At 62.5% G+C, this 18,469-nt stretch carries 2 protein-coding genes; both read right to left on the bottom strand.

Features of this window, described 5'->3' with window-relative positions; genetic code table 11:
- Nucleotides 1-13: 13 nt before the first annotated feature.
- Complete coding sequence (locus JQ603_RS37140; RefSeq protein ID WP_212348315.1) at nucleotides 14-13,054, bottom strand: Ig-like domain-containing protein; 13,041 nt, start codon at nucleotides 13,052-13,054, stop codon at nucleotides 14-16.
- A 495-nt stretch (nucleotides 13,055-13,549) separates the two neighbouring features.
- Nucleotides 13,550-18,427, bottom strand: a complete 4,878-nt coding sequence (locus tag JQ603_RS37145) for a beta strand repeat-containing protein (protein WP_212348318.1) — start codon at nucleotides 18,425-18,427, stop codon at nucleotides 13,550-13,552.
- Nucleotides 18,428-18,469: the final 42 nt, after the last annotated feature.

Consider the following 18,469-nt stretch of genomic DNA (forward strand, 5'->3'; position numbering starts at 1 on the left):
CCGTTGGCGCCGACTACACATGGAAGATGAAGTCGGCCGGTTTGAGGTTCGACGCCACGATATTCTTGAGCAGAATGGAGTCGTTGGCATCCAGCGTCACCAGCGTGTCGTTGGGACTATCGGCCGCCGAGGCCCAGGACACGTTCGTGAACTGACGCACGTCGAGCCGGTCGATTCCCTCCGCGAAATCGGTGATCGTATGCTGGACGGGCGTCGAAGCCGGGGGCGACGCGAATACGAACTGGTCCCGTCCCCCGCCCCCGGTGAGCACGTCCTGGCCGCTCGCAGCGAAGATGACGTCGTTGCCGGAGGTACCCTGCACGGTCGTCCCCGTGCCGTTCTGGAAGATGAAATTCACGGTTTGAGCGGCGCCGGCAATGTCCGACAGCGTCAGCGCCACCTTCTCGTACGCGGGTGGCGTACTGCCGGGCGTGTAGGTCACGACAGGCGCGGTCGGAACGGTGGGATCGCTGTCGGTCACCTGTATCCCGGTCACGGTGTACGTGCCACTGTTGAGACTGACGGTCAGCTGGCTGGTATCGATCACGGGCCCCTGATGATTCCAGCTGATCTTCGCGCCACCTTGCCCGTCGGAAGCGATGAGGAATCCGGCCGGATCGTAACTGCCGCCGAGAGCGAACGAACCGGTGCCGAAATCGACGTGCAGACCACCCGAACTGGAGACGCTGACGTTCGCAGGAGCGATCCCGACGAGATCGATCGTGTCTCCGAGTGCAAAGCCGGTGACCGTGCCGGTGAAATGAGCGGCATCCGCAAGCACCAAGGTCCCGGGCGTACTCGTGCCGGTATCGAATGCGACGTTGGCGTCCGACGCCGCGCTGAACACAAGGGAAGCACTATAGATCACCGCAGCGCCGCCGCCGGTCACCGCGCTCCCGATGGTCAGGCTGCCGGATTCCACCGCGATCGTTCCGGTATTTGTGAAACCCGCCAGGCCCAGAATCGACGACGTGCCGGTGCTCTCGATCGTGCCGGCATTCGCGAGCGTACTGGTGCCGGTGAACGCGCTGGCGCCGCTGAATTGCCAGTCCGCCCCCGCCTCGTTCGTGAACGCCGCGTTGTAGCCGAGGACGACGCCCGCAACGAAGCCGGCATTGTCTATGGTGACCATGCCCGTACCGGTCGTGGAGACGTCGAGCCCCGCTGTGCCACCCATCACCGAACCGTCGATCGTGACGCTCACATCGCCGCCATCGAAGCCGAACGCCGCAACGCCGTACCGGCCCGCGAACACACGGGAATCCGACTCGACCGTAACAGCTATGTCGCCGTCGCCGTAATTCACCGCGCGGATGCCGTCGGTCCCGGTCGGCGCGACGATCGTTGCATGGTCGTAGACCAACACATTTCCGTGGACCGCATTGTTCGCCGTGTTCTGATTGTTGGGATTGTAGCCGGCCAGGATGCCTGCGGCGGGGTCGGCGGCGACGGTGCCCGTCGGGGTCGTTCCGGAGTGGATCGTGCCGGACGCATTGACGAAGACCTCCGCCGTCGCCGGCACGACCACGGAGGGATTGAGCGGATCCGCCGTGGTCGCCTTGTTCAAGGCAGCGATGCCCGTGCTCCCGGAGGTAATGCTCGTGCTCGCTGATGTCGTGACATAGACGCTACCCGGCCCGAAGTTCTGGGCGAGGATTCCAACACCCGATCCGTTTGGTGGATTTGCACCGCCGAGCGCCGTGATGGTCCCCGAGAAGTTGTCGACGCTAACGTCGCCAACACCAAAGTTATAGGCCCTGATGCCATCGCCTGCATCGGCGGTGATATCGCCGAAGTTATTGACGACGACCTCGCCATAGACGTTGTAGTTCGCGGGATTCGGTGGATTATTCAGACTCGGGTCCGTCGCCTGGCCGATATAGCCTGCGAGGATACCGCCCGGCTGGCTGTTGAATCCCGTGGTGCCGCTGCCGGAGTGTATTGAGGCTGCGTTCGTCACGATCACCGAACTGTTGAACGACGGTGCAATACTGGTGGCCTCGTTGACCGCATTGATGCCGGCGCTGCCTTGGTGGGAGTCGATCGTATCTCCCGTCGACGTGACCACCGATATGCTACCGGCGTTGGTGCTCAGGGCGAGGATGCCGTAAGCCTTGTTGAACGTTGCGGAGCCGGCGGTGATGGTCGTGTTGGCATAGACGGCGACGGCAATGTCGCGGGTCAGCGCGCTCGCCGTCACCGGATCGGTGAACCCGCCATCGGCGTGGGCATAGATGCCGTTCGAGCCCGCCGTGATGTTGGCACCGGAAGCAACGTCAATGGTGATATTGCCGTAGCCGTAATTATAGCCCTGCAGACCGAAGCCGGCGGCGGACACGACCGCCGCGTTGTTGATGAAGACGTTGCCACTGACATATTGGTTCGGATGCCCGGCGCCGCTCACCGGGGCAAAGAAGCCAGCGGCGATACCGGACGGCGTGCCGCCGCTGTTGGTGGACTGTCCGCCGGCGGTGATCGTGCCGGCTGCCGTCACCGAGACCACGGCAGGTTTGCCAGCGGCGACATTGGCTGCAAACAAATTGGCCAGATCTGAGCCCGCCGTCGGATTTGCGTCGTTGACCGCGTTGATGCCGGTGCTGCCGGAATTGATGGAGGACCCATTCGACGTCACGACAACGATATTGCCCGAGCCGCGATTGGTGGCGCCGATGCCGTAAGGAGCGTTGCCGCCCCCCGACGACGTTGCCGCCGTCAGCGCCTGAATCGAGACACCCGAGCCGACGGTGACCGTGATGTTGCCGACGCCGTAGTCGTACGCAAGGATGCCGGGCCCCGCCGCGGCGAGCAGAGTCGGATTGGGGTTGCCGAAGGGATTGCCGTCGCTCGCGACATAGACGATCACGTCGCCGTACACGGCCGAACTGAACGCGCCGTTGCCGCCGGGATTGTAGCCTGCCTGAATCGCAGACTGTGCGCTGCCTCCGTTGTTGACGTTCGTTCCGGATGAGATGAAGCCTTGGCTATAGACCGCGACGGTACTCCCGCTGCCCGAAGCAATCGTGGTGGCCTGGTTGCCGGCATTGATGCCGGTGCTGCCCGAGGTAATGGTGGTGCCCCAGCCAGCATTCACCAGAGAGCTTCCCGTACCGTAGGTGAAGGCAAAGATACCATACTGGGTGAGGCCGCTGCCGACGCCCGTCGCTCCTCCGTTGACCGCCGTGATCGAATACTGGCCAGGCGCAAACGTAACCGACGTATTTCCTGAACCGTAATTGTCGGCAAAAATGCCTGCGCCGGCCTGCGCGGTAATGCTGGCGCGATTCTCGATCGTGACGTCGCCTGTGATCGCGGCGTTCGGCACCGTCGTGTTGTTGTTGAGAATCCGCGCGCGAAGACCGGCCGCACCGCTGCCCGCAATGTTCGCAGTGTTCGTGCCGCTCGTAATGGTCGACGAGTTGTAGATGATAATGTTGCCGCCCGGCCCGGGGGTAGTTTCCTGCAGCTCGGCGGCACGAATACCGTTGAAACCGGCAGTGATCGTGCCGCCCGACGCCGTGATGGTGACGCCGCCCGTGCCGTTGGACACGCCCAGTATTCCGTACGAGTTCGTTCCGGTCAGCGTGCCTGCCGAGCTGACGATATTGATATTGCCGTTGACGGTGTTGGCGGAGATGGCGACCGTCACCGCGCTCACATTTGCGTAGTTGACGATATCGGCAGAGCCGCTTCCGATGTTGCTGTTCTGTGTGGTATCAACGGTGAGGCCAACGTTGGGGCCGGAGCTGGGCGTCGGGCCGGAAATACTAGCCGCGTTGATAATCGCCCCGCTCGCACCCTGCGTCGCAACGCGCAGACCCGGAAACGCGCCGTTGATCACAAAGTCGGAGCTCGTATTGGCCACGACCGTATACGTGTTGGCGGCAACGCCGTCGCTCGTCGCCAGGTTGAACCCGGGTCCGGTGCTGCTGTTGATATGGTCGTTGTCGAGGATGTAGAAGCTTGCCGGCGTCAGCGGCGATTGCGACGTGGTGACGCCGGAGATGATCGTCGCGCTGGTCGGCACCAGCACGATACGGTTCGGCGAGAGAACATCGAACATATTTCCGGACAGCCCGGTTCCGGACACCTGGAACGCATAGTTTTGCACACCGCTGACGGTCAGCGTCGAGCCGCTGATGTTCGCAGCCGTGATGCCGCCGCCCTGCAGGGTGATGATCGAGCCAACATTGCCGCTACCGCTGGCGCTAAAGTTGAGCGGCAGATTCGTACCAACCGAGGCCGGGTTGTCGAACGTCAGAAGTCCCTTGCCGCCGAAATTGATGGTCTGTGTGGCCGCAACAGACAGTCCAAGCTCGAGGGCCGAGCGGTCGCCCAGGAGGATCGAGCCCGCGCCGGTTACATTAGCGAATATCTGCGCCGAAGCGTTGGGCAAAACGGATATATTGCCCGTGTTCGACAGCGCAATCGCGCCTGCCCCGGACAAAGCGGCAAGGCCGAGCATATTGATGATGCCGGCATTGCTGATCGCGTTCGTGCCGCTGCCAAAGAAATTCGAGCCGTTGATATTCCAGGTTGCCCCGAGCGCATTGCTGACGCTGCCGCTACCAGTTCCGCTGAAGCTGATATTGCCGGTGATCGAGCCGTTGTTGGTGACCGCCCCATTGCCGGCAATGACCGAGATGGCGAAATTGTTGGTCGTGCGGGCAAAGAGATTCGAGGCGATGAACTTGCCCGCGGCGTTCGAAACCGTTGCCGTCTGAGTGCTGTTGCCGTTGCCGATCGTCACGACGGGCATGAACGGCACACCGGGCGCATTGATCGTTCCGGAGTTGGAAATCGAGATCAACCCATTGACCGAAGCACTGGATCCGTTGCCGACCGAGATGCCGATGGCCGCCGCGCTGATGGCGCCCTGGTTGTTGATCGTGATGCTGCCACCCGCGGCCGAGAATGCCGTGACGCCGGCTCCCTGCGCCGCAGTGATCGACGACGTCGGCCGCAGCGTTGCGCTGATGCTGCCATTGCCATTGTTGTAGAGATTGATGCCGGAACCCGAAGCCGCGGTGACAGTCGCCGCATTGTCCACAACGACGTTGCCGTGAATGTTGGCCGGCGAGAGGACGGAGTAGCCAGCGGAGATGCCGGCAGGCGTGCCGCCGCCCGAGAAGAAGTTGAAGCCGGAATTGATTATGCCTGTCGACGTGGTGACCGATATCTGATTTCCGGACGCGACGCTGACGGCCGCTGAATTGGCGTTGATGCCGGAGCCGCCGGACGTGAACTGGTCATTGGCGCCGGTCGTGATCGTGATATTGCCGCCGCTCGAGTTGTTGGCGTTGATTGCGGCAAGCCCCATGAGCGAGCTCGCAGTCACCGCGGCAGCCGTCGGCGTCGAATTGGCTTCGACGCTGATCGAGACATTGGAAGGCGACGCGGTGCCGTTGACGGACGAACTCGCGGCGATGCCGAATTGCGCACCGCTCACCGACTTGTCGGCCCTGTTTATGATCGTGATGTTGCCGTAGCCGAAATTGAACCCAATGATGCCATAACCGGCTCTCGCCGAAATACTGGCTGCGTTGTCGACGAGGACCGAGCCGTTGATGTTCGTGTTTGAAGTACCGTTGCTGCCATAATATCCAGCTGAAATGCCCGCCGGCTGGGCACCTCCGGCCGACAGATGTACACCCGAGTTGATCGTGCCGGCGGCCGTGACGGTGACGGTCGAGCCCAGGCTCTGCAAAATGGAAGTGCCCTGGTTGATCGCGAGGATACCGTGCGACCCCGAGGTGATGCTGGAGCTCGCAGTCGTCGTGACCGAAACGTTGCCAGTGCTGTTGCTTGAACCGACGATGCCATAGACATCTCCGGCAATGATGGTCCCGGAATTGCTGATGCTGACGTTTCCGGGCCCGAAATTATAGCCGCGGATGCCGTCACCACCGGCCGCATTGATGGTGCCGGTGTTGGTGACGGAAACGTTGCCGAACACGTTGGCATTGACGGTATTGGTCGTGCCGCCCTTGTAGCCGGCGAGGATGCCGGCTGGACGGCTGCCCTGTCCGGTCAGGACCGTACCCGAGTTGATCACGCCGCTCGCATTGACCGAGATCGAGCTTGCGATCACGCCACCGACCTTGGGCAGGGAGACCGCTTCGTTGTACGCGTTGATGCCGACACCAGCTGACGTGATAACCGTGCCGGCGCCCGCATTGATCTGGATACTGCCGGTCCCCTTGGATTGCGCCTCGATACCGTAGAGTGTCGAACCAATGATCTGCGCGGTCGCCTCGAGCGGATTGGGTGCCGTGGTTATGCTGATATTGCCGTTGCCATTGGTTTGGACGCGGATGCCGTCGTGACCGCCCGTGATATTTCCGCTCTGGCTGACGGTGATATCGCCGTTGTTCGCGGAATTGAGGTTGACAGCGACGATCCCGCTGAACGCGGCGCCCGTTCCTGTCACATTGCCTGATCCGTTGATCAGGATACCGCCCGTGCCTGTCGCATTCTGCTGAGCAAGGATGCCCCTGCCCGCCTGGCCGATCACTGTTCCCGACGTCGTGACCGTGATTGATCCGGCGGCATTCTGAATCACGGAGATAGCGCTTCCGGCTCCGGTGATCTGGCCGGTGGGATTGACGGTCAGGTTCGCGGGATTGCCCGCACTTGCGCCGGTCGCATAGAGGTCGATCGCGTCGCCGGCGCTGGTCGCAATGTTGCCGCTTCCGCCGATCGCAACCGGGCCGCTTGCGATCGAGATGGCATTGATCGTTGCAGTGACGGCCGCGCCAATCTGCAAAGTGCCGCCGGTTCCCGTGAACTCGACGACGCCGCCTGCCGGGCTCATCGCGACGCTGGCGCCGCCGCTGGCAACCAGTATCGGAAGGCTCGCCGTCGCGCCGACATTGCCCGCCGAGTCGACCACTCGCGTGAAGTATGTGAAATTCGCACTTCGGACCGTACTGTCGGTGAAGCTCCACCGTGTCGAACCGTTCCGGACAACATCCGTCCACGTCACGTTGTCCGTACTGATCTGGACTTTATCGCCGAACGCAAGCGTGCCATTCGTCCCCGTCACGGTGATCGAGGTGCTCGTGGAGGACGAACTGCCGGCGACGGACGTAATCGCGACGGATTCCGTCGGCGAACCGGTGTCGACGACGTAGCTCGCGTTGTCCGCCACCGCGGCCGCGGTCAGCACGGCCGCATTGCCGGCGGCGTCCGTGATCGTGCCACCGTTGAGGCTCAGCGCATTGGCGTCGAGGCTGATGCCGTTGGCATCGGTCTGCCCGGCCTGGATCGTGTAGGTGAACACCAGCTGGCTGCTGCCGCTGCCGGAGGCGTAGCTGGCCTGCACCGGCGTCCCGCCAATGTTCAGGACAAGTTGCGGCGTCCCCGTCACCGTGACGCTCTCGCTGAACGTCACGGTCACGCTGACGACATCGCCGGCACTGAGCGTGCTGTTCTGCGCCCCCGTCGCGCTGGTGATCGCCTCGCTGCTCACCGTCGGGGCAGCCGTATCGAGCGTGATGATCAGTGCAGCGGTCGTTGAGCTGTTGCCGAAACTGTCGCTTAGTCTGGCCGAGATCGACTTGGCGCCGTCAGCGCCGAGGTCGCCGTCGGTTACGGTCAAGCTCACGCTCTGCGCGCCGATGTCGACTGCGCTGATCGTGTGCGTGACGGGATGGGCGAACGGCGACCCATTGAGCAACAGCTGGATCGTATCTCCGACCGCGACGTTGGCACCGAGCACGACCGTGAAAGTCGGCGCGGTCACGTTCGTCGTGTTGTCGCTGCTGGAACTGCCGGAATCGGAGCCTGCCACCAGGTCCGGCGTACCGCCGGATGGAGCATTGGTGCTCAGGGTGAAGACCACCGTGTTGCTGACGCCCTGGTTGCCGGCGGCATCAGTCGCTTGTGCGGTCAAGCTGTTGGTGTCGCTGTGCAGCGTGACGTCGGTGCTCCAACTGCCGTTGGCCTGGATGGTTGCGACGCCGACCGAGATGCCATCATCCAGCACGGTGACAATCGCACCCGCGTCAGCGGGATCCGCCGTGCCGGTAATCGTCTGTACGGATTGATTGGTGTTGCCGCCAGGATTGGTGATCGCCAGCACGGGCGCGCTCGTGTCGAGCGTGATGGTCAGGGCGCTGGTGGTCGAGCTGTTGCCCGCCAGATCGGTAAACCGGCCGGAGATCAGCTTGAGCCCGTCGGATCCTAGATCACCGGGGCTCACCGCGAAACTGACGCTTTGGGCTGCAATGTCGCCTGAGGTGACAGTTCGCACCAGAGGATGGGAGAATGACGACCCGTTCAGCAGCAGCTCGACCGTGTCGCCCACCGCAACACCGGCACCAAGCGCGACCGTCAGCGTCGGGGCCAGGACGTTGGTGCTGTTGTCGCTGCTGGAGGAGCCGGAATCCGAACTCGCAATCAGATCCGGCGTGCCACCGGACGGGACGGTCTGGTCCAGCACGTAGCTGTGGCCAATGCCCGCAGCGACATTGCCGGCCAAATCGATGGTGCGCACCGACAGCAAACTGCCTGCCCCGGAAAGGATCACACCCGATGCGGACCACGCGCCCCCTGCTGCATTGGCCGTCACCCAGTTCGTACCGTCGATGCTGAGCTGAATCGACTCGCCGGGACCCAGCGTGCCCGTGTACGCTCCGGTCACGGTCTGTGGCGCCACATTGGTGACGAAATCGCTCGCCGAACCGCCGCTGTCCGAACTCAGTGCCGTTACCGTCGCGACCGCGGACGGCGCGCCGGTGTCCAGCGTATAGGCATGCCCGGTGCCGGCGAGGCTGTTGCCGGCCAGATCGATCGTCCGGACCGACAGCGTGCTCCCGGCGGCCAACAGCGATACTCCGGATGCCGCCCAGGTGCCGTTCGATGCATTGGCGATCGCCGTGACCCAGGCTGCGCCGCCGTCGGCGCTGACCTGGATGGACTCGCCGGCACTCAGGGTGCCGGAATAGGTGCCGCTGACGGTCTGCGACGCGACATTGGTGACGAAATCACTCGACGAGCTGCCGCTGTCCGAGCCCAGTGCCGCCACCGTCGCAAATGCGGACGGCGCGACGGTATCGAAGACGTAGCTGTGGCCGGTCCCGGCCGCGATATTGCCCGCAAGGTCGATCGTGCGGACCGACAGCGTGTTTCCCCCGGGCGACAGCGTAACGCCGGATGCTGACCAGGTGCCGTTGGCCGCATTGGCCGTTGCGGTCACCCAGCTCACACCGCCATCCGCGCTGACCTGAATCGTTTCGCCGAAAGCCAGGACACCCGCATAGGTGCCGCTCACGGTTTGCGACGCAATGTTGGTGACGAAATCGGTCGAAGAACTGCCAGTGTCGGAACTTAGCAGCGTCACCGTCGCGACCGCCGTCGGCGCCAAGGTATCCAGAGTATAGCTGTGTCCCGCACCCGCCGTGACGTTACCGGCGAGGTCGATGGTGCGAACAGAGAGCAAGTTGGTGCCGGACGACAGCGATACGCCCGACGCGGACCAGGCGCCGCCCGATGCGGACGCCGTCACCCAGGTGGCGCCATTGTTGGCGCTGACCTGGATTGTCTCCCCCGCACCCAAGGCACCGGTATAGGTGCCGCTGACCGTTTGCGAGGGCACGCTGGTGTTGAAGTCGGTCGCGGAGCTGCCGCTGTCGGCACTCAATGCCAACACGGATGCAACTGCCGCCGGCGGCGTCGAATCCAGCGTCAGGACGACCGTATTGCTCGAGCCCAAATTGCCGGCGACGTCCGTGTCCTGGGCGACGAAACTATTGCCGCCCTCGGAAAGCTGTACGATCACGCTCCAGCTGCCGTCTGCCTGGACGACGGCACCGGCTATGGCCTGCGCATTGTCGAACACGATCACGGTGGTTCCGGCATCGGCCAAGCCGACCGTTCCGGAGATTCTCTGGGTGGCCTGGTTGGTCAGCGCATTCGAATTTTCGATCGTGACCACGGGCGGAGCCGTGTCGATCGTGACGGCCTGTGCGGCGGAGCCGATGGTGTTGCCGACGGAATCGACGACGCGCACCTGATAGGAGAAGCTCGCATTGTGGACACCAGGATCGACCAGGCTCCATGTCGTTCCCGTCGCCTGAACAACGTCACTCCAGGTGAGACCGTTGTCGCCGCTGACCTGAATCTTCTCGCCTGGCGAGAGCGCTCCATTGCTGCCGGAGACCGACAACTGGGTGCTGTTGGTGATGAAATCGCCGGAGGCTCCGCTATCAGGACCGATCGCCGTAATGGCCAGCGGCAGCGTGATGTTGAGACTGGCGGTCGAAGCCGCAGACTTGATCGAATCAGAGACCGTGTAGCCGAACACGACGTGGCCGCTGAATCCCGGATCCGGCGTGTACGTCCACGTCTGATCGCTGTTCCGGACCAGACCCCCGCCTCCACTCTGGATCGTCAGCGACGAAATGGACAGGGAGGGACCGTCGATGTCGGAGACGCCCCTGAGCAAGGCCGTCGGCGTGATGACGTAGGGGCTGTCCTGCTGCCCCTGCGCGAGCGTCACGGGCGCCGCCACCGGAGCCGCATCGACCGTCTGGATGGGAGGCTGTACGCCGTCGTGCACCGTTACGAAGACGGGGATGGTTATGAAGCCATTGTCGGCGGAAAGCCTGATGACGAATTCCTGCGTGGCGGTCTCGCCGAAAGACAGCCCCGCAAAGTCGTTCTTCGGCTCGGCGAAGCTCCAGTTGATATGCCCGTTTGAGTCAAAGCTGGCGCTGAAGTATGGAGTCGCGCCGCCAAACTGATCCGACACGCTGACCGCGACGCCGGTGTAGTCACCCGTGACGGCAATCGATCCCTTGGCGGTCAGGACGTCGGGCGACTTCACCGTCTCCAGAATGATCGTGCTCAGTCCCGAGGTCGGATCGGCAAAGAAGATGTTGCTGCTGTTGCCGAAGGCGACGTACTGGCCGCCGGCGCTGATCGCGGCGCCGCCATTGGACGCTGTATCTACCCCGTCCGAAACCAGCCGATAGGCGGGAGCCGCCGGGTTGGTGACGTCGACGATGTAGATATCGGCGAACCCGTTCTGATCGGCCGAGGTCAGCCTCGCCTCGCTGGTGAAGACGATGAAGTGGCCGTCCGGACTCAGCACCGGACTATAGCTGCTGCCCGAAGCGTTGGACGTGTGAAATACGACGGCCCCGGCATTCAAATCATAGAGATAGATCTCGGAATGGCCGGTGCCGTCAGTCTCCTGATAGGCGATCAGGCGGCCATCTGCGCTGATGGTCGGCGCTACCACGCCGGCCCCGGCGGAGGTGCTGGCAATCACGGCCAGCTCACCCGTCGACAAATTGAAGGCAAGGAGCCTGCCCCCGCCCCCCGGAGCAGCCGCATCCGAATTCCAGAAGGCAATCAGGTGTCCGTCGGCGCTGATGGCGGGCTTCCAAAGCGCCCCCGAGCTCCCCACCGTCCCTGGCGTCACCGTCCCCTTCAGCGTGCCGTCAAGGCCGTAGATCGCAACGTTGCCGCCGTCCTGCTGCACGACGATCGTGCTGCCGTCGCCACTGACGGCCGCGGCGCTTCCCGGCGCCAGCGCGGTCTGAACATGATAGTGCGCCGAATCGGAAGGATCGGTGCCATAGACGAAGACGAAGCTCCCGCCACCGTCGGAGCCCTGATAGACGATGTAGCGACCGTCAAAGCTGATCGTCGGTGAACCGTAGCTCCAGCCGTTCGCCGGAGACGCGATGGTGGTGGTCGCGCCCGTCTCGTGGTTGAAAAAGTAGATCGCGCCGTCGGGATCGTAGACGACGTCGCCATTGGCGCTCATCACCGGGCCGATATGATCTCCCGGCCCGGAGGTGATTGCCGCTACGTTCGGCGGCGTGACGACGAATGGAACGGCCGAGAGTTTGACCGGGACAATGATCGGCCCCCCCACGACGGTGTTGCTCGTAGGCGGGCTCGTGCCGGTGTCGGAAGCCGGATTGACCGTGACGACAACGACCGGGGGCACGGCGCTCGAGGGCGGAGTGGCGCTCGTCCCGAGCAGGGGATGATATTCCGTGCCGGGCGGCTGTAGCGGCGGGCTCCCGGCGAATTTCGTCGTGCTGTTCGGATTCGGGTTGTTGTTATTGTTCTGGTCCCTGTTCTCCGTGTGCTGCGGAAGATTTGGAAACAGCTGTTTGCCGGCATCGTACGTGCTCAGCACCTGCTGGAATGCACCGAATTCCTGCGCGACCTGATCAGTCGTCTTGTTGCTCTGCTGAGCAATCACGTCGAAATTCGCCGTCGGCGTCAGCGTCAGCGTCGATCCATTGCTCGTGACGGTACCTATCAGGACGCCGGCCGTATTGAAAACCTGAACCGCGTGCACCTGGCCGTCGCGCTGATCGATGACGGAAACCGAAATCCTGCCGTCGGTCGCCGAGACGTCGAGGATCACGGCCGTGCCGCGAATTCCGATCGTGGCACTGGGTGTTGCCACGCGCATATCGCCGGTCTTCGCAACTTGGCCCGCCACAAAGCTGGCGGCGCCCTGCACCAGCGTCATCAGCGAGCTGTTGGATGTGCTGCTGGCATCGTAGGTCAGTTCGTTCAGCATGAACCGCGCACCGGCGGACAGATTGAACGTCGTGCCGTCGTCGAGCACGAGACCAAGCGTCGAGTCGCTGCCCGTCTGCACCACATCGTTCTGGTTGACCGCATCACCGACGTTGACGACGATCGTCACGCCATTGCGGACGATGCTCGCGCTGCCGGTCATCTTGACGACATGGCCCACCACCTTGCCGCTGGCGACGGGTGCGCCTGCCTGCGCATATTGCGTGTGTCCGGTCAGAGCATCGATGACGCCGGGATCGAGATGCGCGCCTTCCGGGGAAACCAGCAACGGGCGCGCGTGGTCGCGGAAATAGTTTGGCACGACGACGCGATGGAGCTGATCCGAGAGGATCAGGTCGGTGCCGACGCGCACGAAGTCGCCGGAGAAGAGAAGGTGCGCGTCCGGGATCGCAACCACAGCGCGCGGCGTTTCCGCCGACGCGTCGCTCTCGAATTGAAGGGATTGTTGCCCCGAGCCGTTCGGCAAAGACTTGTCGGTGTAGTTCAAGACGCCACCGTAAAAAGTTAAAAAATGATTAAATTATCTTTTTGCATATCATCAGGAAGCCCCCCGGAAAAGTGGTGACACGCGCAACGTGCGAGTTTTTCCGACCGTAATTAATTTACAGGGCGCCATAAATTCATAAAATCAGAACAGGCCACAAGCCTTTGACAAGTCTGACATTCTGAAGCCAAAACGACGTCAAAATCATCCGAGGCCACAAGACCACTGGGGTCGGTGAATGACTTTCGGTAGAGATGAAAGGCTCCGGTGGCGCCCTGGCCAAGGCCGCAATCGCCCGAGCGCCCTACGTCAATCGCGGGCTCTCCGGCCCTCGGGTAGACCCCGTCGATCGCGTGATGGGCGGAGCAGATAGCCTGCTCCGCCTGGTCCTCCTGGTGATGGAGGAAATCCGATGCGCCGATGTCATGACATCGGTCAGATGGATATCCATATCCGCGCCGTCTGAACCACCAGGGGCAGCATCAGCCGGCCCCCTCTTTAGCCAGCGTGGTACTTGATCGACGTACCGCCTGCGCCATCGGTCCCGAGTTCGAAGTCGCTCGAGGTGTACTGACCGAGGATGCTGATGTTTGCGGTCTGGACGCCATCGGTGACATTGAGTGTTCCGCCTGTCCCGGACTCATCGGCCGTATAGGAGGCCGAGACACCGGCGCCGAACAGAATGTCGCGCAAATCGAACTGGTCACCTGCGTTGAAGCCCGACACGAGCCCACTGAAGCTGATCGAATGATCTAGCTGCAGAATGCCGTCACCGACCGCATCGAACTTGACGTCCGTAGAAGCTGCAGCACCAAGCTCGAGCTTGGCCGAACCGCTAATCAGCGCGGAACCGCCAGTGACGTCCGCGTTAGCAATGATATTGCCACCATTGGCCCAGAGCAGGCCGGTATTGGTGACCGCACTGTTGATCACCAGTCCGCCGGTCCCGGTTGCTTCGAGTGTTCCGGTATTGGCGATGAAGTTGGAGCCCGTGTCGATTTCCAACGCATTGGTGACGGTTGCGATGATAGTCCCTTGGTTGATCAGGGTCATCAACCCGTTGCCAAGGTGACCTGCACCGCTGATCGTGTTATCGACGTTGGTCAGCGTGACGTCGGAGACTGTCCCCTCGATCACGTTGCCGCTGCTGTCGGACAGCAGCACCGTTCCGCCACCCTGCAGGGTAATGCCATGCTGGATGAGCTGGAGATCGGTCTTATCACCTGTCGAGTTGAGCTCGATCGTCCCTGTGTTGTTGATGTCGCCGGACAGCGGCAGCAATGCGCCGTCTCCGACAGTCATCGTGCCGGGATTGTTCGTGGTCGGTGTCTGATCGAACACGAAGTCATTTGCGGTCAGATCAGCCGAATGCACGCCATTCAACGTGATCGTCTGGCCATTGCCAAGCGTGATGACGGCGTTCCCGTTCGCATCGTCGGTCGTGTTCGACTGGACATCCGCGAAGCTTGTCATCGACGCGTAGCCGATGAGGTCGATCTGATCCGTCGCGATGTCGAAGCTGTAAACGGTGTCGTGGCCGATCGGCTGCGAGAACACGAGCAGATCGTGGCCGCTGGACGCGGTCAGGTTGTCGTCGCCGGATATGGCGAAGATCGGTGAGCCTGATGCGTAAGCTTCGACGTTGTCGAAGACAAACTTCACCCCTGGATTGCCATCCGCGCCTGTCCAGGTCTCGGTAATGTTCAATACAAGGGCGCCCGTGAAGGTCGACGACGAAGTAATCTCCAGTGACTGCACATCCCCGGTCTGCACCGTCCACGTGCCATCACCGTTGTTTGTTCCACCATTCAAGCTCCACCCGGCAGGGAGGCCGGAGATATTGACCGTAATAAGCGTATTTGGATCCCCCGAAGGATTGGTCAAGGCGAGGTTGATTGATTCACCTGCAATGCCCGCGGGTTTTACGTGGGTATTTGTAATGAGCGTCGTTAGACTCGTGCCGCCGCTCGTCAAAGTCACGTTAGAGAGATCGACCAGGATGTCGTTTGCGCTGTTTGGCGTGGCGCCGACTTGTTCATACACATAGGTGTGTGCCACACCATTGATGGTTGCGGTGAATGCCAGGGTTTTGCCGGCGCCACCAAGATTGTTCGCTTCTAGGTATTGCACCGCGGCCGCAACACGCGAGGTATCGGTTCCGTCCAAGCTAACCGCTGAAGTAAACGTCTGCGATGAAGTATCGAACGTAACGATGCCGTTCGTTATCGAATGCGACTTCACCGTGGCTCCAGCGATGGTCAGCGTCGAATCAGTGGAGCCGGTGCTGCTGAAAGTGCTTGCGGTGGGAGTGCCCTGTAGATCCAGGAAATCGGCAGCTCCGTCGAAGTCGGTAATCACGTCAAATCCGGTGATCGTTCCCGAATTGCCACTGCCGCCGATGGTTGCGAGTGACTGAGATGTATTGACAATAAAGGTATCGGCGCCCGAGCCACCCGTCATGGTATCGGCACCGAGCCCGCCCGAAATCGTGTCGGCGACGGAGCCACCAATCAAGATATTTGCACCCGAGGAACCAGTGAGTGTCATTGCGCCAGATGACAGGCTAGCGTCTACGTTCTCCATACCGTCGACGGTGGTAAAGCTGTCGTTGGTTTGGTTCGACGCATTGGAAAGATCGATAGTGGCCGCTGTCGACTGAATTATCTTCAATGTGTCGCTGTCCGTACCAGCTGGCGCAGCACCATTATCGCCATGAATACTTACCTGTCCGGATCCGGCGTTTGCACCCTTGACATAAACAATGATGTCGTTGCCGCTGTCGCCGGCGTACGTACCACCGCCTGCTTTTCCTACTATGATATCGTTGCCAGCACCTGCGTGGAAGTTGTCCTTGTTGTCGGTGCCTACCAGGATCTCATCAGCGGCGGTTCCAGTGATGTTGTTTCCGGAGCTCCCGACATTGTTGATTGTTACCGTAACGGCCGCGCCCGAACTCGTCCCATCCGTCGCCTTGTATTGGAATGAGCCTGCAGCATTGCTGTCATCGCTGAACGTCACGAACCCTGCGCTGCCTGTTCCCGCTGTGTGAGTCACCGTCCCGCTCGACGGGCTGCCGACACTCTCTGGTGTGGACAGGACATCGAGCGTGGTGTTGTCCGGATCTGTGTCGTTTGCGACAAGGGCCCATTCCGGAATGTCAAACGATTTGTTATTGCCGGCGCTCGTCAGAACAGTATCGGCGACGGCTGTCGGCGCATCGTTGGTGCCGTTTATCGTTACCGTTATCGTTTGCGTGTCAGACGCAGCATTATTGTCTGTGCTTTGCACGGTGTAGGTCAACACTAAGGACTGGCCAGAGTTCAGGTAGTTGAACGCCTGCGTTCCGGAATTGAATGTCCAGGTGAGATTGTGCGTATCAGCGGGATCCGCCGCCAGATTCGATGCCGGCGTCACGCTCATCATCGCAAGCAACTGTGCGTTGGTGAGCCCAAGCCCTGCTATGGCACCCGACGCGACGACAGTTGTTACGATCGACCCCACCGTGTCAGAGACCTCCGGATCATTGACCGTTACCGTGCCACTCGTCGATAGACCGGAGTTTGTCTCTGACAAAGTCGCCGTTGCTGTATCAGTGGTGACAAGGTGGATGTCGGGCGCATCGTTGGTGCCGGTGATGGCAAAGTTGACGGCCGTCGAGGCCGTGCCGGTGCTGCCGTCCTTGACGAAGGCGGTGAAGTTGTCCGACACGCTCGCACCCTGGGCCAGGGCATTGGTGTCGGTATCGTTGTTGTCGAGGGCATAGCTCACCACGCCGCTGGCCGTGGTCAGTGTTGCCGTGCCGTAGGTCCCGGTCTTGGTGTAGGTCGCCCCGCCATCGCCGGTCGCCCAGCCGTCGGAGGTCAGCGCCGTGGCGTCGTAGGCCGCCGCATCGCCTGTGTCCGGATCGGCCTTGGTCAGCGCAATGGTCGCCGATGCCGTCCCCCCCGTGCCGACGCCCGCCTCCACCAGCGGCACGCTCTGTGCACCCGCGCTCACCGTCGGATTGTCGTTGCTGCCGGTGATGGCGAAGTTCACCGCCGTCGAGGCGGTGCCGGTGCTGCCGTCCTTGACGAAGACGGTGAAGTTGTCCGACACGCTCGCGCCGCCCGCCAGGGCATTGGTCGCGCCGGCCCCGTCGTCGAGGGCATAGCTCACCACGCCGCTGGCCGTGGTCAGCGTCGCCGTGCCGTAGGTTCCGGTCTTGGTGTAGGTCGCCCCGCCATCGCCGGTCGCCCAGCCATCGGAGGTCAGCGCCGCGCCGTCATAGCTCGCCGCATCGCCGGTATCGAAGTCGCCCTTGGTCAGCGCGATCGACGCATTCGCCGTGCCTGTCGTGCCGACGCCGGCCTCCACCAGCGGCACGCCCTGTGCGCCCGCCGTGACCGTCGGATTGTCGTTGCTGCCGGTGATGGCGAAGTTGACCGCCGTCGAGGCGGTGCCGGTGCTGCCGTCCTTGACGAAGACGGTGAAGTTGTCCGACACGCTCGCACCCTGCGCCAGGGCATTGCTGTCGGTGTCGTTGTTGTCGAGCGCATAGCTCACCACGCCGGTCGCGGTGGTCAGTGTCGCCGTGCCGTAGGTCCCGGTCTTGGTGTAGGTCACCCCGCCATCGCTGGTCGCCCAGCCGTTACCGGTCAGCGCCGCGCCGTCATAGCTCGCCGCATCGCCTGTATCGAAGTCCCCCTTGGTCAGCGCGATCGACGCATTCGCCGTGCCCGTCGTGCCGACGCCCGCTTCCACCAGCGGCACGCTCTGTGCACCCGCGCTCACCGTCGGATTGTCGTTGCTGCCGGTGATGGCGAAGTTCACCGCGGTCGAGGCCGTGCCGGTGCTGCCGTCCTTGACGAAGACAGTGAAGTCGTCCGACACGCTCGCACCGCCCGCCAGGGCATTGGTGTCGGTATCGTTGTTGTCGAGCGCGTAGCTCACCACGCCGCTGGCCGTGGTCAGTGTTGCCGTGCCGTAGGTTCCGGTCTTGGTGTAGGTCGCCCCGCCATCGCCGGTCGCCCAGCCATCGGAGGTCAGCGCCGCGCCGTCATAGCTCGCCGCATCGCCCGTATCGAAGTCCCCCTTGGTCAGCGCGATCGACGCATTCGCCGTGCCTGTCGTGCCGACGCCGGCCTCCACCAGCGGCACGCTCTGTGCACCCGCGCTCACCGTCGGATTGTCGTTGGTGCCGGTGATGGCAAAGTTCACCGCGGTCGAGGCCGTGCCGGTGCTGCCGTCCTTGACGAAGACGGTGAAGTCGTCCGACACGCTGGCGCCGCCCGCCAGGGCATTGCTGTCGGTATCGTTGTTGTCGAGGGCGTAACTCACCACGCCGCTGGCCGTGGTCAGCGTTGCCGTGCCGTAGGTCCCGGTCTTGGTGTAGGTCACCCCGCCATCGCCGGTCGCCCAGCCGTCGGAGGTCAGCGCCGC

The organism is Bradyrhizobium liaoningense (assembly GCF_018130825.1).
Classification (GTDB): Bacteria; Pseudomonadota; Alphaproteobacteria; order Rhizobiales; family Xanthobacteraceae; genus Bradyrhizobium; species Bradyrhizobium liaoningense_B.